Here is a 23,247-nt window from a genome sequence, read left to right on the forward strand (position 1 = left end):
AAACTATACGCCCCGCCAGAACGCCCCTGGCGCGGGTGCCCGCCGGCCGTGAGCCCAGGCAGGATCAGCGGCTGCGCCTGACGCGCAGGATCTCGTTCAGAATCAGCGCGATCGCGCCGATGGTGATGCCCGTGTCGGCGATGTTGAAGGCTGGGAAGTGCCCGCCCGGGAACAGGCCCGTCAGGAAACCCCAGTGAAAATCCAGCATGTCCACCACGTAGCCGTGCAGCACGCGGTCCACCACGTTGCCGATGGCGCCACCCAGGATGCAGGCCAGCGCAAACGCAAAGAGCTTTTGCCCCGGGTGCGAGCGCAGCATCCAGACAATGAACACCGCCGCCGCCACGCCCACGGCGGTGAAGAACCAGCGCTGCCAGCCCCCGGCCGAGGCCAGGAAGGAGAACGCGGCGCCGGTGTTGTGCACGCGGACCACATTGAAGAAGCTGGTGACGGTGGTGCTGTCGCCGAGGCGGTAGTTGCCGAGGATCAGCACCTTGGTGAACTGGTCCAGCAGCACGATGGTGACCGCCAGACCGAGCCAGGGCCAGAGAGAGCCTTTGATCTTGGCCATCAGGCGATCACCCGCTGTTCACCGCTGCCGTGCAGGTTGCTCACGCAGCGGCCGCAGAGCGTGGGGTGGGCCGCATCGGCGCCCACGTCGTCGCGGTAGTGCCAGCAGCGTTCGCATTTCTGCGCCGCACTGGGCGCCACCGCCACCTGCAGTTCGGCGCCGTCCACCACCGTGGCGGCGGACGTGATGGTGACGAACTTCAGGTCGTCGCCCAGCGAGCGCAGCAGGGCCGCGTCGTCGCCGCCGGCGGTGATCACCAGCGTGGCCTGCAGCGAGGCGCCAACATGGCCGGCGGTGCGCAGGTCTTCGATGGCCTTGTTGGCCACGTCGCGGATCGCGCGGATGCGGTTCCACTTGGCGAGCAGCGCTTCGTTGGCGGATGGCAGCGGCGAGAAGGTCTCGAAGAAGATCGAGCCCTGGCTTTTGCCGCCAGCGAAATGGCCCCAGGCCTCCTCGGCGGTGAAGCTCAGGAACGGTGCCATCCAGCGCAGCATGGCGTTGGTGATCTGGTACAGCGCGGTCTGTGCCGAGCGCCGCGCCAGGCTCTTTGGCGCCGTAGTGTACAGGCGGTCCTTCAGCACGTCGAGGTAAAACGCGCCCAGGTCTTCCGAGCAGTAGACCTGCAGCTTGCTCACCACCGGGTGGAACTCGTAGACGTCGAAGTGCGCCAGGATCTGGGCCTGCAGTTCGCTGGCGCGGGCCAGCGCGTAGCGGTCGATCTCCAGCATCTGCTCCAGCGGCACGGCGTCGGTGGCCGGGTCGAAGTCCGACACGTTGGCCATCAGGAAGCGCAGCGTGTTGCGGATGCGGCGGTAGGCGTCGACCACGCGGGCGAGGATCTTGTCGTCGATGTTGAGGTCGCCCGAGTAGTCGGTGCTGGCCACCCACAGGCGCACGATCTCGGCGCCGAGCTTGCTCGTGACCGACTGCGGCTCCACCGTGTTGCCCAACGACTTGCTCATCTTGCGGCCCTGGCCGTCGGTGGCGAAGCCGTGCGTCAGCAGACCCTTGTAGGGCGCGCGGCCTTCGAGCGCGCAGCCCAGCAGCAGCGAACTGTGGAACCAGCCGCGGTGCTGGTCGTGCCCTTCCAGGTAGAGGTCGGACTCGGGGCCCTGCGCATGGCTGGCGCCGTTCGGGTAGGCCTTGGCGTGGCTGCCGCGCAGCACGTGCCAGAAGGTCGAGCCGGAGTCGAACCAGACCTCCAGGATGTCGGTGCTCTTGGTGTACTGCGGGGCGTCGGCACCCAGGATCTCTTCGGCCGTCACGCGGCTCCAGGCTTCGATGCCGCCTTTTTCAACGATGTCGGCCGCCTGGTCCAGGATGGCCATGGTGTTGGGGTGCAACTCGCCCGAATCCTTGTGCAGAAAGAAGGGCACCGGTACACCCCAGCTGCGCTGGCGCGAGATGCACCAGTCGGGCCGGTTGGCGATCATGTCGCGCAGACGGGTCTTGCCGTTCTCGGGGTAGAAGCTGGTGTGGTCGATGGCGTCGAGCGCGAGCTGGCGCAGGGTCTTGGGCGCCTTGTCTTTCGTGAACACGCCCTCGCCTTCGTCCATGCGCACGAACCACTGCGCGGCGGCGCGGTAGATCACCGGCGTCTTGTGGCGCCAGCAGTGCGGGTAGCTGTGGGTGATCTTGACCGTGGCCAGCAAGCGGCCGGCGTTCTTCAGCGCCTCCAGAATGACCGGCACGGCCTTCCAGATGTGCAGGCCACCGAACAGCGGGAAGTCGGGCGCGTAGGCGCCGTTGCCCTGCACCGGGTTGAGGATGTCGTCGTACGCCAGACCGTTGGCGACGCAGGAGTTGAAGTCGTCCACGCCATAGGCCGGCGCCGAATGCACGATGCCGGTGCCGTCGCTGTCGCTCACGTAGTCGGCGATGTAGACCGGCGAGAGGCGGCGGTAACCGGCGTCCACGTCGTACAGTGGGTGGCGGAAGTTCAGGCCACCCAGTTGATCGCCCTGGGTCGTGGCGAGCACGTTGCCCTGCAGGCCGAAGCGTTCCAGGCACTTGTCCACCAGCGTCTCGGCCAGCACCAGACAGCCCATGGGCGTGTCCACCAGCGCGTAGGTGAGTTCGGGGTGGGCGTTGAGCGCCTGGTTGGCGGGGATGGTCCAGGCGGTGGTGGTCCAGATGACGGCGAAGGCGGTCTTGCCAGCGGGCAACGCGGACAGGCCGAAAGCGGCGGCGAGCTTGGGCGCGTCATCGGTCTCGAAGGCCACGTCCAACGTGTCGCTCTGCTTGTCGGCGTATTCGATCTCGAACTCGGCCAACGAAGAGCCGCAGTCGAAGCACCAGTACACGGGCTTCAGGCCGCGGTAGACAAAACCGCGTTCGATCACGCGCTTGAAGGCGCGGATTTCACCGGCCTCGTTGCCGAAGTCCATGGTGCGGTAGGGGCGCTCCCAGTCACCCAGCACGCCCAGGCGCTTGAAGTCTTCGCGCTGCTGGTCGATCTGCTCGGTGGCGAAGGCGCGGCTCTTGGCTTGCATGTCGTCGCGGCTCAGGTTGCGGCCGTGCAGCTTTTCGATCGCGTTCTCGATCGGCAGACCGTGGCAGTCCCAGCCGGGGATGTACTGCGCGTCAAAGCCGGCCAGCTGGCGCGACTTGACGATCATGTCCTTCAGCACCTTGTTCAGTGCGTGGCCGATGTGCAGCTTGCCGTTGGCGTAGGGCGGGCCGTCGTGCAGCACGAACAGCGGCGCACCCTGGCGGGCGTCGCGCAGGCGCTTGTACAGGCCGCCTTCATTCCATTCACCGACCCAGGCCGGCTCACGCTTCGGCAGGTCGCCGCGCATGGGGAACGGCGTGTCGGGCATGTTCAGCGTGGCGCGGTAGGCGCTGGCTTCGGGCTTGGCCTCGTTCTTCGGGGCAGCGGTTTTTTCAGACATGGTGGTCGGCTTTCGAATTCGGGATCGGCAAAGGCGGGCTCGGAGGTGCGGCGTGGCGCACGGGGGTGGGGCGGGTCGCCCTGAGCCTGTCAGAGGGCGCGCGGCCCGGGGCTCAGCGCCCCGGCAGCGGCGTTAAATTCGGTCGCGGGTGGTCTGGCGGTGCGTCTGGGTGTGCAGCGACGCAAAAAACGCACGCGCATCGTCGCGGTCCTTGGCGATGCCCCGGGTGAGGGCGTCCAGACCGTCGTACTTCAGCTCGTCGTGCAGTTTGTGCAGCAGTTCCACGCGGATGATTTTACCGTAGGCCTCTCCGCCGGGCAGTCTGGCGGCCATGTCGGCCGGCCAGTCCAGGCAATGGGTTTCCAGCAGCACGCGCCCGCCGTTCACGTCATCGGGGTCCAGCGAAGGGCGCACGCCGAGGTTGGCCACGCCCGCCAGGGGCTGGCCTTGGGGCGTGAGCCCGTGCACGTGCACGGCAAAAATACCGCTCGCTGCCGGTTTCCAGTGGGCGAAGCGCAGGTTGAGCGTGCGAAAGCCGTCGCCAGCGCCGGGGCGGCTTTCGGCCAGCTGGCGCCCGAGCTTGCGGCCATGCACCACGTGCCCGCTCACGGCGTAGGGGCGGCCGAGCAGGGTGGCCACGCGGTCCATGTCGCCCGCGGCCAGCGCATCGCGCACGGCGGAGCTGGACACGCGGATCCCATGGACTTCGTAGCTCTGCATGCGCGCGACGTCGAAGCCCAGCCGGGAGCCCGCCGCATCCAGCATGGCGTAATCCCCCGCGCGCTGGGCGCCGAAGCGGAAGTCGTCACCGACCAGCACGTAGCGCACGCCCAGGCGGGCGACCAGCATGTCTTTGATGAAGGCCTGCGGCGGCTGCCCGGCCAGGCGGGCGTTGAAGGGCAGCACCACGCATTGGTCCACGCCGCAGCGCTCCAGTTCTTCGAGCTTGTCGCGCAGGGTGGCGATGCGCGCCGGTGCCAGGTCGGGCTTGTGGTGCAGGGCGGCAAAGTAGTCGCGCGGGTGGGGCTCGAAGGTCATCACGCAGCTGGGCACATCGCGGTGCCGGGCTTCGTTGTTCAGCAGCGCCAGCATGGCCTGGTGGCCCCGGTGCACGCCATCGAAGTTGCCGATGGTGAGCGCGCAGCCGGGAGGCGACCCGCTGGTGGTGCCGCGCTGCAGGTTCCAGAGTCCTCGGATGATTTTCATGGGCGATGCCCGCCCCATGCCGGGTGTTGGGCGCGGTTCAAGGTGTTTGTCACAGAAGCGCTGTATATTGACACATGACAGGCGGGCCCCAGGTGGCGCGGGGCCTGACCTGAAGACAGATTGTCCGGTTGAATATCAACGTGGAGGTGGGTCTTGAAGGTCTTGAAGTTGTCTGCGCAGGGGCTGCCCCAGTCCTGGATCAGCCTGGAAGAAGCGGTGCTGCACTATGCCGCGGATGAGGTGCGCTGGGAAATGGGGGCCGAGGTCGCGGTGTTTCACGGCGGTCACAACGCCGTCACCGGGCGGCAGTCGATCATCACCGTCAATTCCATCATCGGCACCCAGGGCGTGCCGCGCATCAACCCCTTTGACCTGCGGCCCACGCTCACCAACAGCAAGCTCTTCGCCCGCGACCGTTGCCTGTGCGGCTATTGCGGCGGGCATTTTCACGAAGAGGAGCTGACGCGCGAGCACATCATGCCGCTGGGGCAGAACGGTCGTGACACCTGGATGAACGTGGTGACGGCCTGCCGTTCGTGCAACCACCGCAAGGGCAACCGGACGCCCGAGCAGGCCCACATGCCCCTGATCTACACGCCTTACGTGCCTAGCCTGTGGGAAGACTTCATCCTGCGCAACCGCCGCATCCTGGCGGACCAGATGGAGTTCCTGATGTCTCATCTGCCCAAGACTTCGAGGCTTCACGCGTAGTTCTTTTTTAGTGCTGGCGTTTCTTCGATGGCCTGAGAGCACTGGGCGACCGACTCCGCTCATGTCCCCCGACGGCCTGCGGCCGTCTCCTCCTTTACTTCGCTGCGCCGGTCACTCGGCGCTCTCAGGCCGCGAACACCCGAGTGCGCCAGCGATGGTGTGCCTACATTTCGTCAGATCGCTGAGGCGGTGTGCCCTGCGCAGCGAAGTAAAGGAGGAGGGCTGGCGAAGCCAGCCCGGGGGACATGAGCGGAGTAGGGCGCACCGCCTCGGCGATCCCGCGAAACCGATGAACGCCCAAAGAAAAGCCCCGCAAAGCGGGGCCTCCGTACCAACCCAAACAGAAGACTCAGGCAAACACCCCCGCCGTGTCCTCCATCCGCGCCGATACCTCCCCCAGGTGGTGCAGCGTGTCGCCAAAGGTCAACTCCAGCTGGGTCAGCTTCTTGAAATAGTGGCTGCCGATGTACTCGTCGGTCACGCCGATGCCGCCGTGCAGCTGCACCGACTGCTGGCCCACGAAACGCATCGATTGACCCAGTTGCACCTTGGCGCGAGCCATCGCACGGCGGCGCTCGGTCGCCGGGGCGTTCAGCTTCAGGCAGGCGTAGAAGCTCATGGAGCGGGCCAGTTCCAGCTGCATTTTCATGTCGGCCACGCGGTGGCGCAGTGCCTGGAAGCTCGCGATCGCCACGCCGAACTGCTTGCGCGTGTTCATATAGTCCACGGTGAGGGCCAGGGTCTTGTCCATCACGCCCACGGCCTCGGCGCAGACAGCGGCGATGCCGATGTCCACCGCGTGTTCCAGCGCGGCCAGGCCGTCGGTGGTGATCAGGCTGGCGGGGGCGTTCGAAAGGCTCAGCTCGGCCGCGCGGCCGCCGTCTTGCGTCCCGTAGCCCTGGGTGCTCACGCCGGCAGTGTTGCGTTCCACCAGGAACAAGGCGATCTGTCCGTTGGTCACGGCGGGCACGATGAAGGCGTCGGCCTGGTCACCGGCGGGCACCACGCTCTTGGCGCCGCTCACCGTCCAGCCACTGCCGGCCGGGGTGGCGGTGGTCTTGCAGGCATCCAGCCGGTAGCGCGCACCGCGTTCCTGCTGCGCCAGGACCACCAGCGCTTCGCCCGAGGCGATTTTCGGCAGCCAGGCGGCCTTGACGTCCGCGCCGGCGTAGCCACCGATCAAGCCGCCCGCGATCAGCGTCTGCGCCAGCGGCTCCAGCACGATGCCGCGGCCCAGCTCTTCCATCACCACCATGCCCTCGACCGGGCCCATGCCCAGGCCGCCATCGGCTTCGCTGATGTACAGGCCCGCCAGGCCGAGTTCGGCCAGCTCGTTGTAGGCACCGCGGTCAAAGCCACCGGCCTTGACGATGGCGCGGCGACGCTCGAAGTCGTAACCCTTGTCCACCCACTTGCGCACCGCGTCGCGCAGCTGTTCCTGGTCGTCACTGAAATCGAAATCCATGTCTGTCTCCTTAACCAAGGACCGTCTGGGCCACGATGTTGCGCTGCACTTCGTTCGAACCGCCGTAGATGGTGGTCTTGCGCAGGTTGAAATAGGTGGAAGCGAGAGGCGCGTTGCCCACCTCGCCACCCGGGAAGTCGCCCTGCCAGCCGGCTTCCATGGCTTCTTCGATGAAGGGCGTGGCAAATGGGCCGGCGGCCAGCATCATCAGCTCGGCGTAACGCTGCTGGATTTCGCTGCCCTTGATCTTGAGCAGTCCGGCGATGTCCAGCGAGTTCTTGCCCGACTTCTCGGCGCTCAGCACGCGCAGCACCAGCATCTCCAGCGCCACCACGTCCACCTCCAGCAGCGCGATCTGGTCGCGGAAGCGGCTGTCGTCCCAGACCCCTTCGGCCTTGGCGATGCGCTTGAGCCGCTCCAGCTCGCGCTTGGCGCGGTTCACGTCGGCGATGTTGGTGCGCTCGTGCGAAAGCAGGTGCTTGGCATAGGTCCAGCCCTTGTTCTCTTCGCCGATCAGGTTCTCGGCCGGCACCTTGACGTTGTCGAAGAAGACCTCGTTGACTTCGCACTCGCCGTCGAGCAGCTTGATCGGGCGCACGCTCACCCCCGGCGACTTCATGTCGATCAGCAGGAAGCTGATGCCGGTCTGTGGCTTGCCTTCGGTGCTGGTGCGCACCAGGCAGAAGATCCATTCGCCGTACTGGCCCAGCGTGGTCCAGGTCTTCTGGCCGTTGACGACGTAGTGGTCACCCTGGCGTTCAGCGCGGCATTTGACCGAGGCCAGGTCCGAGCCCGAGCCCGGCTCGCTGTAGCCCTGGCTCCACCAGACCTCGCCGCTGGCGATGCCGGGCAGGAAACGCTCGTGTTGCTCCTTGTTGCCGAAGGCCATGATGACCGGCGCCACCATCACCGGGCCGAAGGGCACGATGCGCGGCGCGCCGGCCAGCGCGCATTCTTCTTCAAACAGGTGTTTCTGTACGGCGGTCCAGCCCGGGCCACCGAACTGCTGCGGCCAGCCGTAACCCAGCCAGCCCTTTTTGCCGAGGATCTTGGCCCAGCGCTGCATGTCGTCGCGGCTCAGGCGAAGGGCGTTGTGGACCTTGTGGGCGATGTCGGCGGGCAGGTTGTCCTTGACCCAGGCGCGAACATCTTCGCGGAACGCCTGCTCTTGCGGCGTGAATGCCAAATCCATGCTTGTCTCCTTGTGTGTGGCGCGGCCCAGGTGGCGGGTTCTCGCTCAACGGCGCACAGTTTGGCACGACCGTTCGTTTTATCCCTGTCCGGGCTGCGACAAGCCGAGTTGCTCGTGCAGGTTTTGCAGCTGGGCCCGCAGATGCTCCACCGTCTCCTCCAGGCTGGCCACACGGCGCGTGAGGGCGATCACTTCGTCTTCGGTGGCACTGCTGCCGCTGTGGCTGGCGGGAACGCTCAGCGCGTTCACGTCCACGGGGCCGCAGAGCAGGTGGGCCCAGCGCTGTTCCCGGGCGCCCGGCGCGCGCGGCAGCTTCACCACCAGCACACCGCCCTTTTCAGGTGAACGGTCCTGCAGCTCTTCGAGGAACGCGTCCACCGAGGCGATGTCGAGGAACTTGTACCAGCGCTCGGTGTTCAGGCGCAGCTCACCCGCGGTCTGAGGCCCGCGCAGCACCAACATGCCCAGCAGCACGGCGGACTGCTCGGGCACCCCCACGGCGCGCTGGAAGTTGTGTTCGTAGCGCGTGACGCGGCCACCGCTGGTCTCCACCAGCATGTGCAGCTGGCGCAAGCCGTCGATGGCCTCGCCGATTTCGCCCTCGGTCAGCGAGAGCACCGGTTCCCGGCTCGACTTCTGGTTGCAGCCGCTCTGCAGGCTGTTGAGTGTCAGCGGGTAGCTGTCGGGCACGGTGCGCGCTTTTTCCATCAGCGTGCCCAGCACGCGCGCTTCGGGGACGGACAGGGGACGCTGGTCAAAGCGGTGCACGCGGGGACCGGCGGGAGAGGTTGGGTGTTCCAGGGTCATTACACTTCGTGGCCATGTCAGCCGTTTATAAAAACATTGTCATTCTGATCTCAGGCAGCGGCTCGAACATGGCCGCCATCGTCAGGGCCGCCGAGCGGCGTCATTGGGCTGATCGGTACGGCGCCCGCGTGGTGGCCGTCATCAGCAACAAGGCCGAGGCGGGTGGCTTGGGCGTTGCCCGCGAGCACCACATTCCCACTGCGGTCCTGGATCACAAGGGGTTTGCATCGCGGGAGGCCTTCGATGCCGCACTGATGACCGAAATCGACCGCCACGATCCGGCGCTGGTGGTGCTGGCCGGCTTCATGCGCATCCTCACGCCCGGGTTCGTTCAGCACTACGAAGGCCGGCTGATCAACATCCACCCCAGCCTGCTGCCCGCTTTCACCGGCCTGAACACCCACCAGCGCGCCATCGACATGGGCTGCAGATTCGCCGGTGCCACCGTGCACCGCGTCACGTCCGAGCTCGACCACGGCGACATCCTCGATCAGGCCGTGGTGCCCGTGCTGCCGGACGACACGGCGAAGACGCTGGCCGAGCGCGTGTTGACGCAGGAGCACATCATGTATCCACGTGCGGTTGAAAAGCTGTTGGCGTAGATCTCCTGAAGCTCCAATCAGCTGAGCAACGAAGGGCCGTCAACCGAGAACGCCGCGGAACCGGCTTCGCCGGGCCGCTCACCTTGCCCCCTGGGGAGTGACGGGCGAAGCCCGGCGCGGGGTCTACATGGCTTTTTGAAACACCAGCCCCGCGTGCTCGCGCATCGCGTGGAACTTGATCTTCGGCCAGTTGGCCTCCACGGCGCGCAGCGTGGCCGCGTGGTCCACCAGCAGGGTGGGCGCGTCCACCGCGTCCAGGGCCACGCGGTGGCTGTTGGCGTCGATGAACTTCTTGAGTTCGATCTCGCCGCCGTCTTCGGGTGCACAGGTCACCCAGCGAGCCACCTGGTAGGGGCTGTTCATGATGCGGGCCTTGACGCCGTATTCGTGTTCCAGCCGGTGCGCCACCACTTCAAACTGCAGCTGGCCCACGGCGCCGAGCAACAGCACCGAGCCAGCCACCGGGCGGAACACCTGGATCGCGCCTTCTTCACCCAGCTGGGTGAGGCCCGCGCGCAGCTGCTTGCTGCGCAGCGGATCGGCCACTTCCACGCTGCGGATGATTTCCGGCGCGAAGAAGGGCAGACCGGTGAACTGCAGGCTCTCTCCCTCCGTCAAGGTGTCGCCCAGTTGCAGCACGCCGTGGTTCGGGATGCCGATGATGTCGCCGGCAAACGCCTCGTCCAGCAGCTCGCGCCGCTGCGACAAAAAGCTCACCACGGTGTTGGGCCGCAGGTCCTTGCCGCTGCGCACCACCCTGAGCTTCATGCCGCGTTCGAAGTGGCCGCTGGCCACGCGCACGAAGGCGATGCGGTCGCGGTGCGCCGGGTCCATGTTGGCCTGGATCTTGAACACCACACCGGTGAATTTGGGTTCTTCGGGGTGCACCACTCGCTGGATGGCGGGGCGGTCGCCCGGGGGCGGCGCCAGGTCCACCAGCGCGTCCAACACCTCGCGAACGCCGAAGTTGTTGACCGCCGAGCCGAACAGCATGGGCGTCTGTTTGCCCGCCAGAAACTGTGCTTCGTCGAACGCGGGCGAAGCGCCTTCGACCAATTCCAGCTCGTCCTTGGCTTGCTGAAATTCACTGCCGAATCGCTTCAGGCTCTCGGGGTTGTCCAGGCCGGCCAACACGTCTTCATCGCCACCACGGCGGTCTTCGCCCGCAGCGAACACGCGCATCTGGTCGGTGCGACGGTCGTACACGCCGCGGAAAGTCTTGCCCATGCCCACGGGCCAGGTGAAGGGCACCACGGTCATGCCAAGCTCGCGCTCGATCTCGTCCATCAGGTCCAGCGGGGCTTGCACCTCGCGGTCCATCTTGTTGACGAAGGTGAGGATGGGCGTGTTGCGTGCGCGGCAGACCTGCAGCAGGCGCCGCGTCTGCGGCTCCACGCCATTGCCGGCGTCGATCACCATCAACGCGGCGTCCACGGCGGTCAGCACGCGGTAGGTGTCTTCAGAGAAGTCCTGGTGGCCCGGGGTGTCGAGCAGGTTGATCACGCAGTCGCGGTATTCCATCTGCATCACGGACGACGCCACGGAGATGCCGCGCTGCTTTTCGATCTCCATCCAGTCGGACGTGGCGTGGCGCGCGGCCTTGCGCGCCTTCACCGAGCCAGCGATGTTGATGGCGCCCGAGAACAGCAGCAGCTTCTCGGTCAGGGTCGTTTTACCCGCGTCGGGGTGGGAGATGATGGCGAAGGTGCGGCGACGCTTCACCTGTTGGGCAATTTCGGACATAGCCCATGATTATCGCGGGTGGGACAATAGCATGATGCACCCCAAAGCCCTCCTGGACGAATGTTCCGCCCTGATCGAACAGGTTTTCAAATTTGACCACCCCACCGACGCCGTGGTTGCGCGCCATTTCCGCGAGAACCGGTCGCTTGGCCCTCGCGAGCGCGCCACGCTGTCGGACACGGTGTACGCCATCCTGCGTGAGCGCCTGAAGTTCGAATGGCTGGCACGCTCCGGCACCGGCTCCAAATGGCGGCGCCTGGCGATCCTGGGCTTCCCGGGCGACCGCGACTTTCTTAAGAGTGCATTGACCGAGGTGGAAAAGACCTGGTGGGACCACTGCCTGGCGGTGAAAGATGCCGACCTCATGGCGCAGCACCGTCACAACCTGCCCGACTGGCTGGCCACGGCGCTGGGTGATCAGGTGGGCGACGAGTTCGACGCGCTGGTGGCGAGCCTGAACCAGCCCGCGCCGCTGGACCTGCGCGTCAATGTGCTGAAGAAGAAGCGCGAAGCGGTGTTGGCCGAGTTGCGCCAGGCCGGTCTGGTGTGTGAGCCCACGGCCTACTCGCCGCTGGGCATCCGCCTGCAGGGAAAACCTTCTCTGGCCAAACTGCCGGCCTTTGTGCAGGGCGATGTGGAGGTGCAGGACGAAGGTTCGCAACTGCTGGCCTTGCTGCTGGATGCCAAGCGGGGTGAGATGGTGGTGGACTTCTGTGCCGGCGCCGGTGGCAAGACGCTGGCCATCGGCGCGGCCATGCGCAACAGCGGCCGGCTCTACGCCTTCGACACCTCCGGCCATCGGCTGGATGCGCTCAAGCCGCGGCTGGCGCGCAGCGGCTTGTCCAATGTGCACCCGGTGGCGATTGCGCACGAACGCGACGACCGCATCAAGCGCCTGGCCGGCAAGATCGATCGCGTGCTGGTCGATGCGCCGTGCTCCGGCCTGGGCACGCTGCGCCGCAGCCCTGACCTGAAGTGGCGCCAGACGCCGCAGACGGTGGCGGCACAGGCTGAGCTCCAGCAGTCCATTCTGAACAGCGCGGCCCGGTTGCTCAAGCCGGGCGGGCGGCTGGTGTACGCCACCTGCAGCCTGCTGCCGGCAGAGAACGAAGCGGTTGCCGCGGCTTTTTCAGCGGCCCACCAGGACTTTGAGCCCGTGCCGGTGGCAGGCCTGCTGGCCCTGGCTCAGGTGCCTCAGGCAGACAGCCTGTGCCAGGGCGAGGATGGCCAATGGCTCCGTTTGTGGCCACATCGGCATGCAACGGATGGCTTTTTTGCTGCCGTCTGGCGGAAAAAGGCCTGAAAGACCGGCAAATGAGCTATTTCGCCTGAGCAGATCCCTTTCGGGGAGCTGTCCGGCGATTGTTTATTGACACCCCCGGCTTTAAAATCGCAGGTTGCTTCGCCCCTGTCCTGAACGGGGGCGTTTGGCAGCCTGACGCCTTCGTGGGCGGTTGAATAGGACCTTGATGATTGCTTCTGATTTCGAGTTTTTTGCCAGTTTGTGGGATGGCCTGATCCAGTTCCTGGCCCATGGTCTGACCGGTGCGGCCTGGTGGCAGGTGCTGCTGGTCGCTCTGGTGTTCACCCACATCACCATCGCCAGCGTCACGATCTACCTGCACCGCCACTCGGCGCACCGTTCGCTGGACCTGCACCCCATTCCCTCGCACTTCTTCCGCTTCTGGCTCTGGATGACCACCGGCATGGTGACCAAGGAGTGGACGGCGATCCACCGCAAGCACCATGCCAAATGCGAGCGCGAAGGCGACCCGCACAGCCCGGTGGTCTTCGGTATCAAGAAGGTGTTCTTCGAAGGCAGCGAGCTCTACCGCGCAGAAGCCAAGAACCAGGAAACCCTGGACCGTTATGGCCACAACACGCCGGACGACTGGGTGGAGCGGCACTTCTACACCGGTCGCTCGCGCCTGGGGGTGAGTCTCATGCTGATCATCAACGTCGCGCTGTTCGGCGTGCTGGGGGTGTCGGTCTGGGCCCTGCAGATGATGTGGATCCCGATCACGGCCGCCGGCATCATCAACGGCATTGGCCACTGGTGGGGTTACCGCAACTTCGAAGCCACCGACGCCAGCACCAACGTGTCGCCCTGGGGCATCATCATTGGCGGCGAGGAACTGCACAATAACCACCACACCTACCCGACCTCGGCCAAGCTGTCGGTCAAGCCTTACGAGTTCGACATTGGCTGGATGTACATCACCATCCTGAAGTCGGTTGGACTGGCCACGGTGAAGAAGCTGCCGCCCAGGATGGCGTTTGGCGACGTGAAGCCCGTGGCCGACGAAAAGACCCTGGAAGCGATCATCGCCAACCGCTACGAGGTGATGGCCGGTTACGCGCGTGAGATGCGTGCCGCCTGCCAGCGTGAAGTCGAAGGCCTGAAGGCCCGCAGTGCCGACGCTTCGGTGCTGGATGCGGCCCGCCGCTGGCTGCACCGCGATGACGACAAGGTGCCCGCTGACATCAAGCCACAACTGGCCTTGGCACGGGCGGAACACCCGGTGCTCGACAAGATGGTCACCATGCGTGAAGAGCTTCGCGCCCTGTGGTCCAGCACGAACGCCACCCGCGAGCAACTGGCCGGCGACCTTCAGGCCTGGTGCCGCCGGGCGGAGGAAAGCGGCATTGCCGCGCTGCGCGACTTTTCGATTCGCCTGCGCTCCGCGCACGCTTGAGCTTGATCCACCCCCGCCGCGCTGCGCGCGACCCCCTCAAGGGGGCAACGCTGGCGGCCCGGCGGAGCCGGTTCCGCGGCGTTCTGGGTTAGGCACTGTGCTCCGGAAATATGGGTGTGTCTTCTGGGTCGGCAACAAAAAAGCCGCTGTTTTCACAGCGGCTTTTTTGTTGGGAGAACCGGCTGAATTACTTCAGCTTGATTTCCTTGTAGTCCACGTGCTTGCGAGCTTTCGGATCAAATTTCTTGATCAGCATCTTCTCGGGCGTGGTCTTCTTGTTTTTGGTCGTGGTGTAGAAGTGGCCGGTACCCGCAGTGGATTCCAGCTTGATCTTTTCGCGTCCGCCTTTGGTTGCCATGTTGGGTGCTCCTTAAGCTTGGCCGCGTGCGCGCAGGTCTGCGAGCACGGCATCGATGCCGTTTTTGTCAATCAGGCGCAGGGCAGCACCCGACACGCGCAGGCGAATCCAGCGGTTTTCGCTTTCGACCCAGAAACGGCGGTATTGCAGGTTCGGCAGGAACCGGCGCTTGGTTTTGTTGTTGGCGTGGGAAACATTGTTCCCGACCATGGGCTTCTTGCCCGTTACGTCGCAGACGCGTGCCATGAGGACACTCCGATACTTCTATACAGCCGGTCACTCAGGACACTGGAGACGGTATTCCCGTTCCGCATCTGGTAACCCAGCCTCACCTCGCCAGAAAAGGGTGGCGGTAACCCGAATCCGCTGCGAACGACCAAAACTGGCCAATCGCAGCAAAGCCTTGGATTATAGCGCGGGCAGGCTGGTTCGGACAGCGCCGCCCGGCGGGAAGCGCTCAGGCCTCGTTTTGCTCCAGAAAACGCTGGGCGTCGAGGGCCGCCATGCAGCCGGTGCCGGCGCTGGTGATGGCCTGGCGGTACACATGGTCCTGCACGTCGCCCGCAGCGAAAACACCGGGCACGCTGGTCATGGTGGCCATGCCCTTCAGTCCGGATTGCGTGACGATGTAACCGTCTTGCATCTCCAGTTGGCCTTTGAAGATATCGGTGTTGGGGCTGTGGCCGATGGCGATGAAACAGCCCTTGAGCACGAGGTCTTCGGTCTCGCCGGTCTTCACGCTTTTCAGGCGCACGCCGGTCACGCCGCTCTGGTCACCCAGCACCTCGTCGAGCGTGAAATGGGTCTTGAGCTCGATCTTGCCCGCAGCGACCTTCTCCATCAGCTTGTCGACCAGGATGGGTTCGGCCTTGAACGTGTCGCGGCGGTGCACCAGGGTGACCTTGCGGGCGATATTCGACAGGTACAGGGCTTCTTCGACGGCGGTGTTGCCGCCGCCCACCACGGCCACATCCTGTTCGCGGTAGAAGAAGCCATCGCAGGTGGCGCAACCACTCACGCCTTTGCCCATGAAGGCTTCTTCCGAGGGCAGGCCCAGGTACTTGGCCGAAGCGCCGGTCGCGATGATCAGGGCATCACAGCTGTATTCGCCACTGTCGCCCTTGAGCACAAAAGGCCGCTTGGAAAAATCGACCGCATTGATGTGATCGAACACGATCTCGGTCTTGAAGCGTTCGGCGTGCGCCTGGAAGCGCTGCATCAGCTCAGGGCCTTGAATGCCGTCCACGTCGGCGGGCCAGTTGTCCACGTCGGTGGTGGTCATGAGCTGGCCACCCTGGGCAATCCCGGTGATGAGCACCGGATTCAGGTTGGCCCGTGCCGCATACACTGCAGCGGTGTAGCCCGCGGGGCCGGAACCTAGAATAAGTACTTTGGTGTGCTTCATGGTGCAAATCCCCATCAGGGAGTGGGGTTGTGTGGTTTAGAGTCGAGAGATGCTGTGTTGCGTTCGGGGCCTGGCGCCGTTGGCCAGGTGGGCGATCGGCTACTCGAAGCATTGTATGGAAGAGCGCTGCGGCAGCAGTCTGACCAGAGGTATATACGCATGTCCATCCTGTCCAATCTGGATTTGATTCGCCGGGTCCCGCTGTTTTCCACGCTGACGCAGGCGCAGGCCGAGTCCGTCGCAGATGCGGTCACCAAACGGCGTTTCAAGCGCGGAGAGTGCATCGTTGAACAGGGCAAGAAGTCCAATTTTCTGGCCATCGTGCTGACGGGGCGCGCCCGCGTGGTGACCACCGATGCCCGTGGCCGGGAAGTCATCCTGGCCACCATGAACCCGGGCGACTATGTGGGCGAGATGAGTCTGATCGACAACCAGCCGCATTCGGCCACGGTGCGTGCCGAGGTGCAGACCGATGTGCTGATCCTGGGGCGCCCTGAATTCGCCCGTTGCCTGCCCGAGAACACCTCCATGGCCTACGCCGTGATGAAGGGACTGGTGCAGCGCCTGCGCCACGCCGACCGCAAGATCGAGTCGCTGGCGTTGATGGACGTCTACGGCCGCGTCGCCCGGGCCTTGCTGGAGTTTGCGCGGCCCGACAAGGACGGGCAGCTCGTGATTCGGGAGCGGGTGTCTCGCCAGGATGTGGCCAAGATGATCGGCGCATCGCGAGAAATGGTTAGCCGGGTCATGAAAGACCTGGAGGACCGGGGCTTCATCGAGGTGGGCGAAGACGGCGCCACCGTGATCAAGGAACGGCTCAGCTCGCTGGGCTGAAGTCCGGCGTGGCCGCGCCGGCCGCAGCCCTGGATGCTCCTCGCCCGCGGCTACACGTGTTACCGGTTTGCCGGTGCCTGTCTCGTGTGGCCTTGGGGTAAGCTTGCTGCCGAACCGCAGCGAGGACCATGACCTATTCACTCAACACACTGAACGCCGACCGGGCCCAAGCCGCGCCTGGTGGTGTGGTCCGATTCACGCAGGAAATCGGGCTGGTGGTGGGCGCTGTGGCGCTGGCTTTCTGGTTGCTCGCGTTGCTGAGCCATTCGCTGGTTGATCCGGCCTGGAGCACGACGGGGTCGCGGTCCGAAGTGGGCAACTGGGGCGGCCAGCTGGGTGCGCTGCTGGCCGATGCGAGCTACTACCTGTTGGGTTGGTCGGTCTGGTGGTGCTTTTTTGCCGGTTTGCGGGCCTGGCTGTCGGCGTTGGCAGGGCGCTTGCGTGGCCAGCAAGCCCAGGCGGTCTCGCGGGATGATCACGGGGCTGAGCGCTGGTGGCAAACACCTTGGGCGCGTCGTCTCGCCTACGTGCTGGCACTGCTGGTCTTGCTGAGCGCCAGCGCGGTGCTGGAATGGAGCCGCCTGTACCGGCTGGAGCCGCACCTGCCGGGAACGGCGGGTGGCGTGCTGGGTCATGCGCTCGGGCCTGTGGTTGTGCGCTGGCTGGGTTTCACCGGTTCGGCGCTGGGCATGCTGGCGTTGCTCGTGATCTGCCTGCCCAGGGTGTTCCGGTTTTCCTGGGGCCAGTGGGCCGAACACCTGGGCGCCTGGCTGGACAACTGGTTTGAATCGCGCCGTGAAAAACGCGAGGCGGTCGAAGACCAGCGCATCGGGGAGATGGCGGCACGCGAGCGCGAAGAAGTGGTCAAGGTCGAGCGCGTCGAGAGCGAAGAACACCACCCCACCCCGGTGCTGATCGAGCCCACCCTGGTGGACGTGCCGAAAAGTGAGCGCGTGGCCAAGGAACGGCAGAAGCCGCTGTTCGTCGAAATGCCCGACAGCAAGCTGCCGCAGGTGGACCTGCTGGACAGTGCGCCCCTGCACCAGGCTGGCGTGGACAGCCAGACGCTGGAGATGACCAGCCGCCTGATCGAGAAGAAACTCAAGGACTTTGGCGTCGACGTGCGCGTGGTGGCTGCCGCGCCCGGCCCGGTGATCACCCGCTACGAAATCGAGCCAGCCACGGGCGTCAAAGGTTCTCAGATCGTGAACCTGGGGCGTGATCTGGCCCGTTCCTTGTCGCTGGTGTCGATTCGTGTGATCGAAACCATTCCGGGCAAGAACCTGATGGCGCTGGAGCTGCCCAACGCCAAGCGGCAGATGATCAAGCTGAGCGAAATCTTGGGCTCGCCGGTCTACAACGACGCCAAGTCGCTGCTGACCATGGGTCTGGGCAAGGACATCGGCGGCCAGCCCATCGTGGCCGATCTGGCCAAGATGCCGCATTGCCTGGTGGCCGGTACCACCGGTTCGGGCAAATCGGTCGGCATCAACGCCATGATCCTGTCGCTGCTTTACAAGGCCGATGCCAAGGATGTGCGCCTCTTGCTGATCGACCCCAAGATGCTGGAGATGAGCGTCTACGAAGGCATTCCGCACCTGCTCGCACCCGTGGTCACCGACATGAAGCACGCGGCCAACGGCCTGAACTGGTGTGTGGCCGAGATGGAAAAGCGCTACAAGCTCATGAGCAAGCTGGGTGTGCGCAACCTCGCGGGCTACAACGTGAAGATCGACGAGGCCAAGGCGCGCGGCGAAATCATCGGCAACCCGTTCAGCCTGACCCCCGAACAACCCGAGCCGCTCGAACGCCTGCCCTACATCGTGGTCGTGATCGACGAGCTGGCCGACCTGATGATGGTGGGTGGCAAGAAGATCGAGGAACTGATCGCCCGCCTGGCGCAAAAGGCGCGCGCCGCCGGCATCCACCTGATTCTGGCGACACAACGACCGAGCGTGGACGTGATCACCGGCCTGATCAAGGCCAACATTCCCACCCGCCTGTCGTTCCAGGTCAGCAGCAAGATCGACAGCCGCACCATCCTCGACCAGATGGGCGCCGAAAGCCTGCTGGGCATGGGCGACATGCTTTACATGCCTTCCGGCACAGGCTTCCCGGTGCGGGTGCACGGCGCTTTTGTGAGCGACGAAGAGGTGCACCGCGTGGTGGCCTATCTGAAAGAGCAGGGCGGTGAGCCCAACTACATCGATGGTGTGCTGGAAAGCCCGGTGAGCGATGGCGAGGGCGGCGACATGTTCGGCGAGGGCGGTGGCGACGGCAGCGAAAAAGATGCGCTGTACGACCAGGCGGTGGAAATCGTGCTGAAGGATCGCAAGGCCAGCATTTCCTACGTGCAACGCAAGCTGAAGATCGGCTACAACCGCGCCGCGCGCCTGCTCGAAGACATGGAAAAAGCCGGCATGGTCAGTGCACTGACTTCCAGCGGTCAACGCGATATTCTGGTGCCCTCGCGCAGCGAATGATGCACGGGCCTGAACCTTGTGGCCGTGGCCGGGTCCCATCCAACATGATCAAAAAATTGCTTTCAACGGTGACCGCGGTCACTGCGCTGACATTCGCGGCCCTGCCCGCACAGGCCGACGGCCTGAAAGACCTGGAGCGGTTCCTGCGCGAGGTGGGCAGTGCGCAGGCTGGCTTCACCCAGGTGGTGACCTCGCCGGTGCGCAACGGCGAAACCGTGGCGCGCCGCAAGACTTCCAGCGGGCGTTTTGAGTTCCTGCGCCCGAACCGCTTCCGTTTCGAGTACACCAAGCCGTTTGAGCAGACCATCGTGGCCGATGGCGAGACGCTGTGGCTGTACGACGTGGACCTGAACCAGGTGACCGCGCGCAAGCAGCAGGACGTGCTGGGCAGCACGCCCGCGGCGCTGATCGCCGCCGGCACCGACATGAAAGCCCTCACAGAGGTGTTCGATCTCAAGGCTGCGCCCGCTGCGGATGGCCTGGAGTGGCTGGAAGCCCGCCCGCGCAACAAGGACGGGCAGTTGCAGAGCGTGCGGGTGGGATTCCGCGCCGGTCAGCTCGCGGCGCTGGAGATTGCCGACAGCCTGGGCCAGCGCTCGGTGCTGACGTTCAACCAGTGGCAGGACAACGCGCCGCTGAAGGCAGAGCGGTTCCGCTTTCAGCCGCCAGCCGGCGCCGACGTGATCCGGCCCTGAGCGCGCCCTCTGCGATGGAAACGACGCCTTGAGTCCACCCGCCGCGCCGCACACGCCGCTGGCCGAGCGCCTGCGCCCGCGCACGCTCGCCGAGGTGATCGGGCAGCAGCACCTGCTGGGCGAGGGCATGGCGCTGCGGCTCGCGTTTGAGTCGGGCCAGCCGCACAGCTGCATCCTCTGGGGCCCACCCGGCGTGGGCAAGACCACCATCGCGCGCTTGATGGCGGACGCCTTTGACGCGCAGTTCATCACCATCAGCGCGGTGCTGGGTGGTGTGAAAGACATCCGGGAGGCGGTGGAGCAGGCGCAGATCGCGCGCGATGGGCTTCAGACCCAGCACACCATCGTGTTCGTCGACGAGGTGCACCGTTTCAACAAAAGCCAGCAGGACGCCTTTCTGCCGCACGTGGAAAGCGGGCTGTTCACCTTCATCGGTGCGACCACCGAAAACCCCTCGTTCGAAGTCAACTCGGCGCTGCTGTCGCGCGCGGCGGTCTACGTGCTGCAGCCGCTGGGCGAGGACGATCTGCGCCAGCTCATCACCCGGGCGCAAGGCATCGGGGCGGTGCCCGCGGTCGAAACCGCTGCGGCGGACCGCCTGATCGCCTACGCCGACGGCGATGCCCGTCGCCTGCTCAACACGCTGGAGACGCTGGCGGTGGCGGCCACGCGCGAAAAACTCGCCGAGGTGACGGATGCCTGGCTGATGCGTGTGCTGGGTGAGCGCATGCGCCGCTACGACAAGGGTGGCGAGCAGTTCTACGACACCATCAGCGCCCTGCACAAAAGCGTGCGCGGATCCGATCCGGACGCCGCGCTCTACTGGTTCGTGCGCATGCTCGACGGTGGTGCCGACCCGCGCTACATGGCGCGCCGCTTCATCCGCATGGCCAGTGAAGACATTGGCCTGGCCGATCCGCGCGCGCTGCGTCTGGCGCTGGACGCGGCCGAGGTGTACGAGCGCCTGGGCACACCGGAAGGCGAGCTGGCGCTGGCCGAATGTGTGGTCTACCTGGCCGTGGCGCCCAAGTCCAACGCGGTCTACAAGGCCTTCAACGAAGCCAAGGCCTTTGTGAAGAAGGACGGCACGCGACCGGTGCCCATGCACCTTCGCAATGCACCCACCAAGCTCATGAAGGAGCTGGACTACGGAAAAGGCTACCGGTACGCCCACGATGAGGCGGGCGGCTTCGCGGCGGGCGAACGCTACCTGCCCGATGGCATGGCCGGGCCTGATTTTTACCGTCCGGTGGAGCGCGGGCTGGAAATCCGCATCGCCGATAAGCTGCGCGAACTCAAAAAACTGAACAATCAAAATAACTAATGAAGCGCGAATCGCGCTGATGCAGCCGCGCCGGGAAATCAAAAATCAGGGTAAACCCGCGCCGCATAAGGGCTTACACGCATCTGGCCCTCTGAAACGCCTAGCTACAATCCGCCCACCAACCCGCAGTCTGTCCTGTTCCAAGGTCGAGCCTGGCGGGTTTTTTGCTAACTCAAGGCAGACAGACCGGGCACCCGCCCGGCTGGAAAAAACACGGAGAAGTTTGTATGGACGTTTTGCTGCAGCAGATCATCAATGGTCTGGTTCTGGGCAGTATGTATGCGCTGGTGGCGCTGGGGTACACTATGGTGTACGGCATCATCGGTCTGATCAACTTTGCGCACGGTGACGTGCTCATGGTGGGTGCGCTCACCAGCTGGACGCTGATCGGCTGGATGTCGAGCGCCTGGGCCGGCATGCCGGGCTGGCTGCTGTTGCTGGTGGCCACGCTGATCGCCATGGTGGTCTGCGGAGCCCTCAACTACGCAATCGAGAAGCTGGCCTATCGGCCACTGCGCAACTCACCGCGGCTCGCGCCCCTGATCACCGCCATCGGCATGTCGCTGCTGTTGCAGACCTTTGCCATGATCATCTGGGCGCCGAATCCGAAGTCGTACCCCTCGACCCTTTCGCGTGAGCCGATCGAGTTCGGGGGCGCCGTGATCTCGGTGACACAGATCACCATCCTGGCCACGACGGTCATCACGCTGGCGTTCCTCATGTGGCTGGTCAACCGCACCAACCTGGGCCGCGCCATGCGCGCCACGGCCGAGAACCCGCGTGTGGCCGCCCTCATGGGCATCAAGCCCGACGTGGTGATCTCCGCCACGTTCATCATCGGCGCCATGCTCGCGGCCATCGCTGGCGTGATGTGGGCCTCGAACTACGGCACGGTGCAGCACGCCATGGGCTTCATGCCCGGCCTGAAGGCCTTCGTGGCCGCGGTCATGGGCGGCATCGGCAACCTCGCGGGTGCCGTGGTGGGCGGTGTGGCGCTGGGTCTGATCGAGTCGCTGGGCGCGGGTTACCTGGGCCAGCTGACCGGCGGCGTGCTGGGCAGCCAGTACACCGACATCTTCGCCTTCATCGTGCTGGCCCTGGTGCTGACGTTGCGACCGTCCGGTCTGCTCGGCGAGCGTGTGGCCGACCGGGCCTGACGGCCAAGGAACACATCATGATGAACACCAAATACGGAAAACTCATCGCCTTCCTGCTGGGCGCTGCCGCGTTGCTGCTGCTGCCCATCCTGCTGCAATCGACCGGGAGCAACTCCTGGGTGCGCATTGTCGACATCGCCCTGCTCTACGTGCTGCTGGCGCTGGGTCTGAACATCGTGGTCGGCTACGCCGGCCTGCTCGACCTGGGCTACATCGCCTTCTTCGCCGTGGGCGGCTATATCTTCGCGCTGGTGGGTTCGCCCCACCTCACCGACACCTTCCCGGCCATCGCAGCCATGTTCCCCAACGGCATCCACATCAGCATCTGGCTGGTGATGATCCTGGCCGCGGTGATCGCGGGTGTTGTGGGCATCATCCTGGGCGCCCCCACGCTCAAGTTGCGCGGTGACTACCTGGCCATCATCACGCTGGGCTTCGGCGAGATCATCCGCATCTTCCTGCTCAACATGGACCGCCCGGTGAACATCACCAACGGCCCCAAGGGCATCAGCCAGATCGACACCATTTCGGTGTTTGGCCTCGACCTGGGCCAACGCCTGACCATTGGCGACTACACCTTCCAGCCGGTCACACTGTATTACTACCTGTTCCTGTTTTTCGTCGTCGGTGCGGTGATCCTTTCTTACCGCCTGCAGGACTCGCGCATCGGCCGCGCCTGGATGGCCATCCGTGAAGACGAGATCGCGGCCAAGGCCATGGGCCTGAACACCCGCAACCTGAAGCTGCTGGCCTTCGGCATGGGTGCCACGTTTGGCGGTGTCTCGGGCGTGCTGTTCGCTTCGTTCCAGCGCTTCGTGTCGCCCGAGTCCTTCTCGCTGATGGAATCGGTGATGGTGGTGGCGATGGTGGTGGTGGGCGGTATCGGCCACATCCCCGGGGTGATCCTGGGCGCCCTGTTGCTGGCGGGCCTGCCCGAGGTGTTGCGCCACGTGGCCGGGCCCCTGACCGAGTGGACCGGTGGTCGCCTGGGCCCTGAAATTCTGCGCCAGCTGCTGATTGCGCTGGCCATGGTGGTGGTGATGCTGATCCGTCCGAAGGGCCTGTGGCCTTCGCCGGAACACGGCAAATCGCTGGCGAAATGAGCAG

Annotated in this window: 20 protein-coding genes; 10 read left to right on the forward strand and 10 right to left on the reverse strand. The window is 65.1% G+C overall.

Annotated elements, in window-relative coordinates:
* Positions 1-64: 64 nt before the first annotated feature.
* From lspA to F3K02_RS13550, 3 genes are all read right to left on the reverse strand, one after another.
* Positions 65-571 (reverse strand): signal peptidase II, encoded by a 507-nt coding sequence (lspA, locus tag F3K02_RS13540; RefSeq protein ID WP_177136152.1) that lies wholly within the window; start codon positions 569-571, stop codon positions 65-67.
* The gene (gene ileS / locus F3K02_RS13545) at positions 571-3,462 is read right to left on the reverse strand and encodes an isoleucine--tRNA ligase (protein ID WP_177136153.1); all 2,892 of its coding nucleotides are present in this window, start codon (positions 3,460-3,462) and stop codon (positions 571-573) included. The genes lspA and ileS overlap by 1 nt, the downstream gene beginning before the upstream one ends.
* 132 nt (positions 3,463-3,594) lie before the next feature.
* Positions 3,595-4,668, reverse strand: a complete 1,074-nt coding sequence (locus F3K02_RS13550) for a bifunctional riboflavin kinase/FAD synthetase (protein WP_177136154.1) — start codon at positions 4,666-4,668, stop codon at positions 3,595-3,597.
* Positions 4,669-4,821: 153 nt separating this feature from the next.
* Here F3K02_RS13550 and F3K02_RS13555 point away from each other — a divergent pair, with 153 nt between their 5' ends.
* Complete coding sequence (locus F3K02_RS13555; protein WP_177136155.1) at positions 4,822-5,379, forward strand: HNH endonuclease; 558 nt, start codon at positions 4,822-4,824, stop codon at positions 5,377-5,379.
* A gap of 349 nt (positions 5,380-5,728) precedes the next feature.
* Here F3K02_RS13555 and F3K02_RS13560 read toward each other — a convergent pair whose 3' ends face one another.
* The 3 genes from F3K02_RS13560 to F3K02_RS13570 all read right to left on the reverse strand — a co-directional run bounded on the left by F3K02_RS13560 (position 5,729) and on the right by F3K02_RS13570 (position 8,843).
* Positions 5,729-6,844 carry an acyl-CoA dehydrogenase family protein gene (locus F3K02_RS13560; RefSeq protein WP_177136156.1) on the reverse strand — a complete coding sequence of 372 codons (1,116 nt, stop codon included), beginning with the start codon at positions 6,842-6,844 and terminating at the stop codon, positions 5,729-5,731.
* A 10-nt stretch (positions 6,845-6,854) separates the two neighbouring features.
* Positions 6,855-8,036: an acyl-CoA dehydrogenase family protein gene (locus F3K02_RS13565; protein WP_177136157.1), complete on the reverse strand. Its 1,182-nt coding sequence runs from the start codon at positions 8,034-8,036 to the stop codon at positions 6,855-6,857.
* Positions 8,037-8,114: 78 nt separating this feature from the next.
* Positions 8,115-8,843: a YceH family protein gene (locus F3K02_RS13570; RefSeq protein WP_177136158.1), complete on the reverse strand. Its 729-nt coding sequence runs from the start codon at positions 8,841-8,843 to the stop codon at positions 8,115-8,117.
* 14 nt (positions 8,844-8,857) lie between these two features.
* Here F3K02_RS13570 and purN point away from each other — a divergent pair, with 14 nt between their 5' ends.
* A complete protein-coding gene (purN, locus tag F3K02_RS13575; protein ID WP_177136159.1) occupies positions 8,858-9,445 on the forward strand; it encodes a phosphoribosylglycinamide formyltransferase in 588 nt (195 codons plus the stop codon).
* A gap of 123 nt (positions 9,446-9,568) precedes the next feature.
* On the opposite strand, the gene F3K02_RS13580 is transcribed toward purN, so the two are convergent.
* Positions 9,569-11,188 carry a peptide chain release factor 3 gene (locus F3K02_RS13580; RefSeq protein WP_177136160.1) on the reverse strand — a complete coding sequence of 540 codons (1,620 nt, stop codon included), beginning with the start codon at positions 11,186-11,188 and terminating at the stop codon, positions 9,569-9,571.
* A 34-nt stretch (positions 11,189-11,222) separates the two neighbouring features.
* On the opposite strand from F3K02_RS13580, the gene F3K02_RS13585 reads away from it, so the two are divergent.
* The gene (locus F3K02_RS13585; RefSeq protein ID WP_177136385.1) at positions 11,223-12,491 is read left to right on the forward strand and encodes an RsmB/NOP family class I SAM-dependent RNA methyltransferase; all 1,269 of its coding nucleotides are present in this window, start codon (positions 11,223-11,225) and stop codon (positions 12,489-12,491) included.
* 166 nt (positions 12,492-12,657) lie between these two features.
* Entirely contained in the window at positions 12,658-13,884 is a 1,227-nt protein-coding gene (locus F3K02_RS13590; RefSeq protein WP_177136161.1) for a DesA family fatty acid desaturase, read from the forward strand.
* 187 nt (positions 13,885-14,071) lie between these two features.
* Here the strand turns inward: F3K02_RS13590 and rpmG are convergent, their stop codons facing one another.
* The 3 genes from rpmG to trxB all read right to left on the reverse strand — a co-directional run bounded on the left by rpmG (position 14,072) and on the right by trxB (position 15,647).
* Complete coding sequence (gene rpmG / locus F3K02_RS13595; RefSeq protein WP_068173845.1) at positions 14,072-14,242, reverse strand: 50S ribosomal protein L33; 171 nt, start codon at positions 14,240-14,242, stop codon at positions 14,072-14,074.
* A 12-nt stretch (positions 14,243-14,254) separates the two neighbouring features.
* Positions 14,255-14,488 (reverse strand): 50S ribosomal protein L28, encoded by a 234-nt coding sequence (rpmB, locus tag F3K02_RS13600; RefSeq protein ID WP_177136162.1) that lies wholly within the window; start codon positions 14,486-14,488, stop codon positions 14,255-14,257.
* A 211-nt stretch (positions 14,489-14,699) separates the two neighbouring features.
* The gene (trxB, locus tag F3K02_RS13605) at positions 14,700-15,647 is read right to left on the reverse strand and encodes a thioredoxin-disulfide reductase (RefSeq protein ID WP_218179461.1); all 948 of its coding nucleotides are present in this window, start codon (positions 15,645-15,647) and stop codon (positions 14,700-14,702) included.
* 159 nt (positions 15,648-15,806) lie between these two features.
* Between trxB and F3K02_RS13610 the strand changes: the two genes are divergently transcribed.
* The 6 genes from F3K02_RS13610 to F3K02_RS13635 all read left to right on the forward strand — a co-directional run bounded on the left by F3K02_RS13610 (position 15,807) and on the right by F3K02_RS13635 (position 23,243).
* Positions 15,807-16,481: a Crp/Fnr family transcriptional regulator gene (locus tag F3K02_RS13610; protein ID WP_177136163.1), complete on the forward strand. Its 675-nt coding sequence runs from the start codon at positions 15,807-15,809 to the stop codon at positions 16,479-16,481.
* Between the two features lie 128 nt (positions 16,482-16,609).
* Positions 16,610-18,964, forward strand: coding sequence for a DNA translocase FtsK (locus F3K02_RS13615; protein WP_177136164.1), 2,355 nt, complete (start codon positions 16,610-16,612; stop codon positions 18,962-18,964).
* Positions 18,965-19,008: 44 nt separating this feature from the next.
* Complete coding sequence (gene lolA, locus F3K02_RS13620) at positions 19,009-19,659, forward strand: outer membrane lipoprotein periplasmic chaperone LolA (RefSeq protein ID WP_177136165.1); 651 nt, start codon at positions 19,009-19,011, stop codon at positions 19,657-19,659.
* Positions 19,660-19,687: 28 nt separating this feature from the next.
* The gene (locus tag F3K02_RS13625; protein WP_177136166.1) at positions 19,688-20,983 is read left to right on the forward strand and encodes a replication-associated recombination protein A; all 1,296 of its coding nucleotides are present in this window, start codon (positions 19,688-19,690) and stop codon (positions 20,981-20,983) included.
* A 227-nt stretch (positions 20,984-21,210) separates the two neighbouring features.
* Positions 21,211-22,140, forward strand: a complete 930-nt coding sequence (locus tag F3K02_RS13630; protein ID WP_177136167.1) for a branched-chain amino acid ABC transporter permease — start codon at positions 21,211-21,213, stop codon at positions 22,138-22,140.
* Positions 22,141-22,157: 17 nt separating this feature from the next.
* Positions 22,158-23,243, forward strand: coding sequence for a branched-chain amino acid ABC transporter permease (locus tag F3K02_RS13635; protein WP_425485596.1), 1,086 nt, complete (start codon positions 22,158-22,160; stop codon positions 23,241-23,243).
* The last annotated feature ends 4 nt before the right edge of the window (positions 23,244-23,247 follow it).

This window comes from Hydrogenophaga aromaticivorans (genome assembly GCF_013387465.1).
GTDB classification, from domain to species: domain Bacteria; phylum Pseudomonadota; class Gammaproteobacteria; order Burkholderiales; family Burkholderiaceae_C; genus Hydrogenophaga; species Hydrogenophaga aromaticivorans.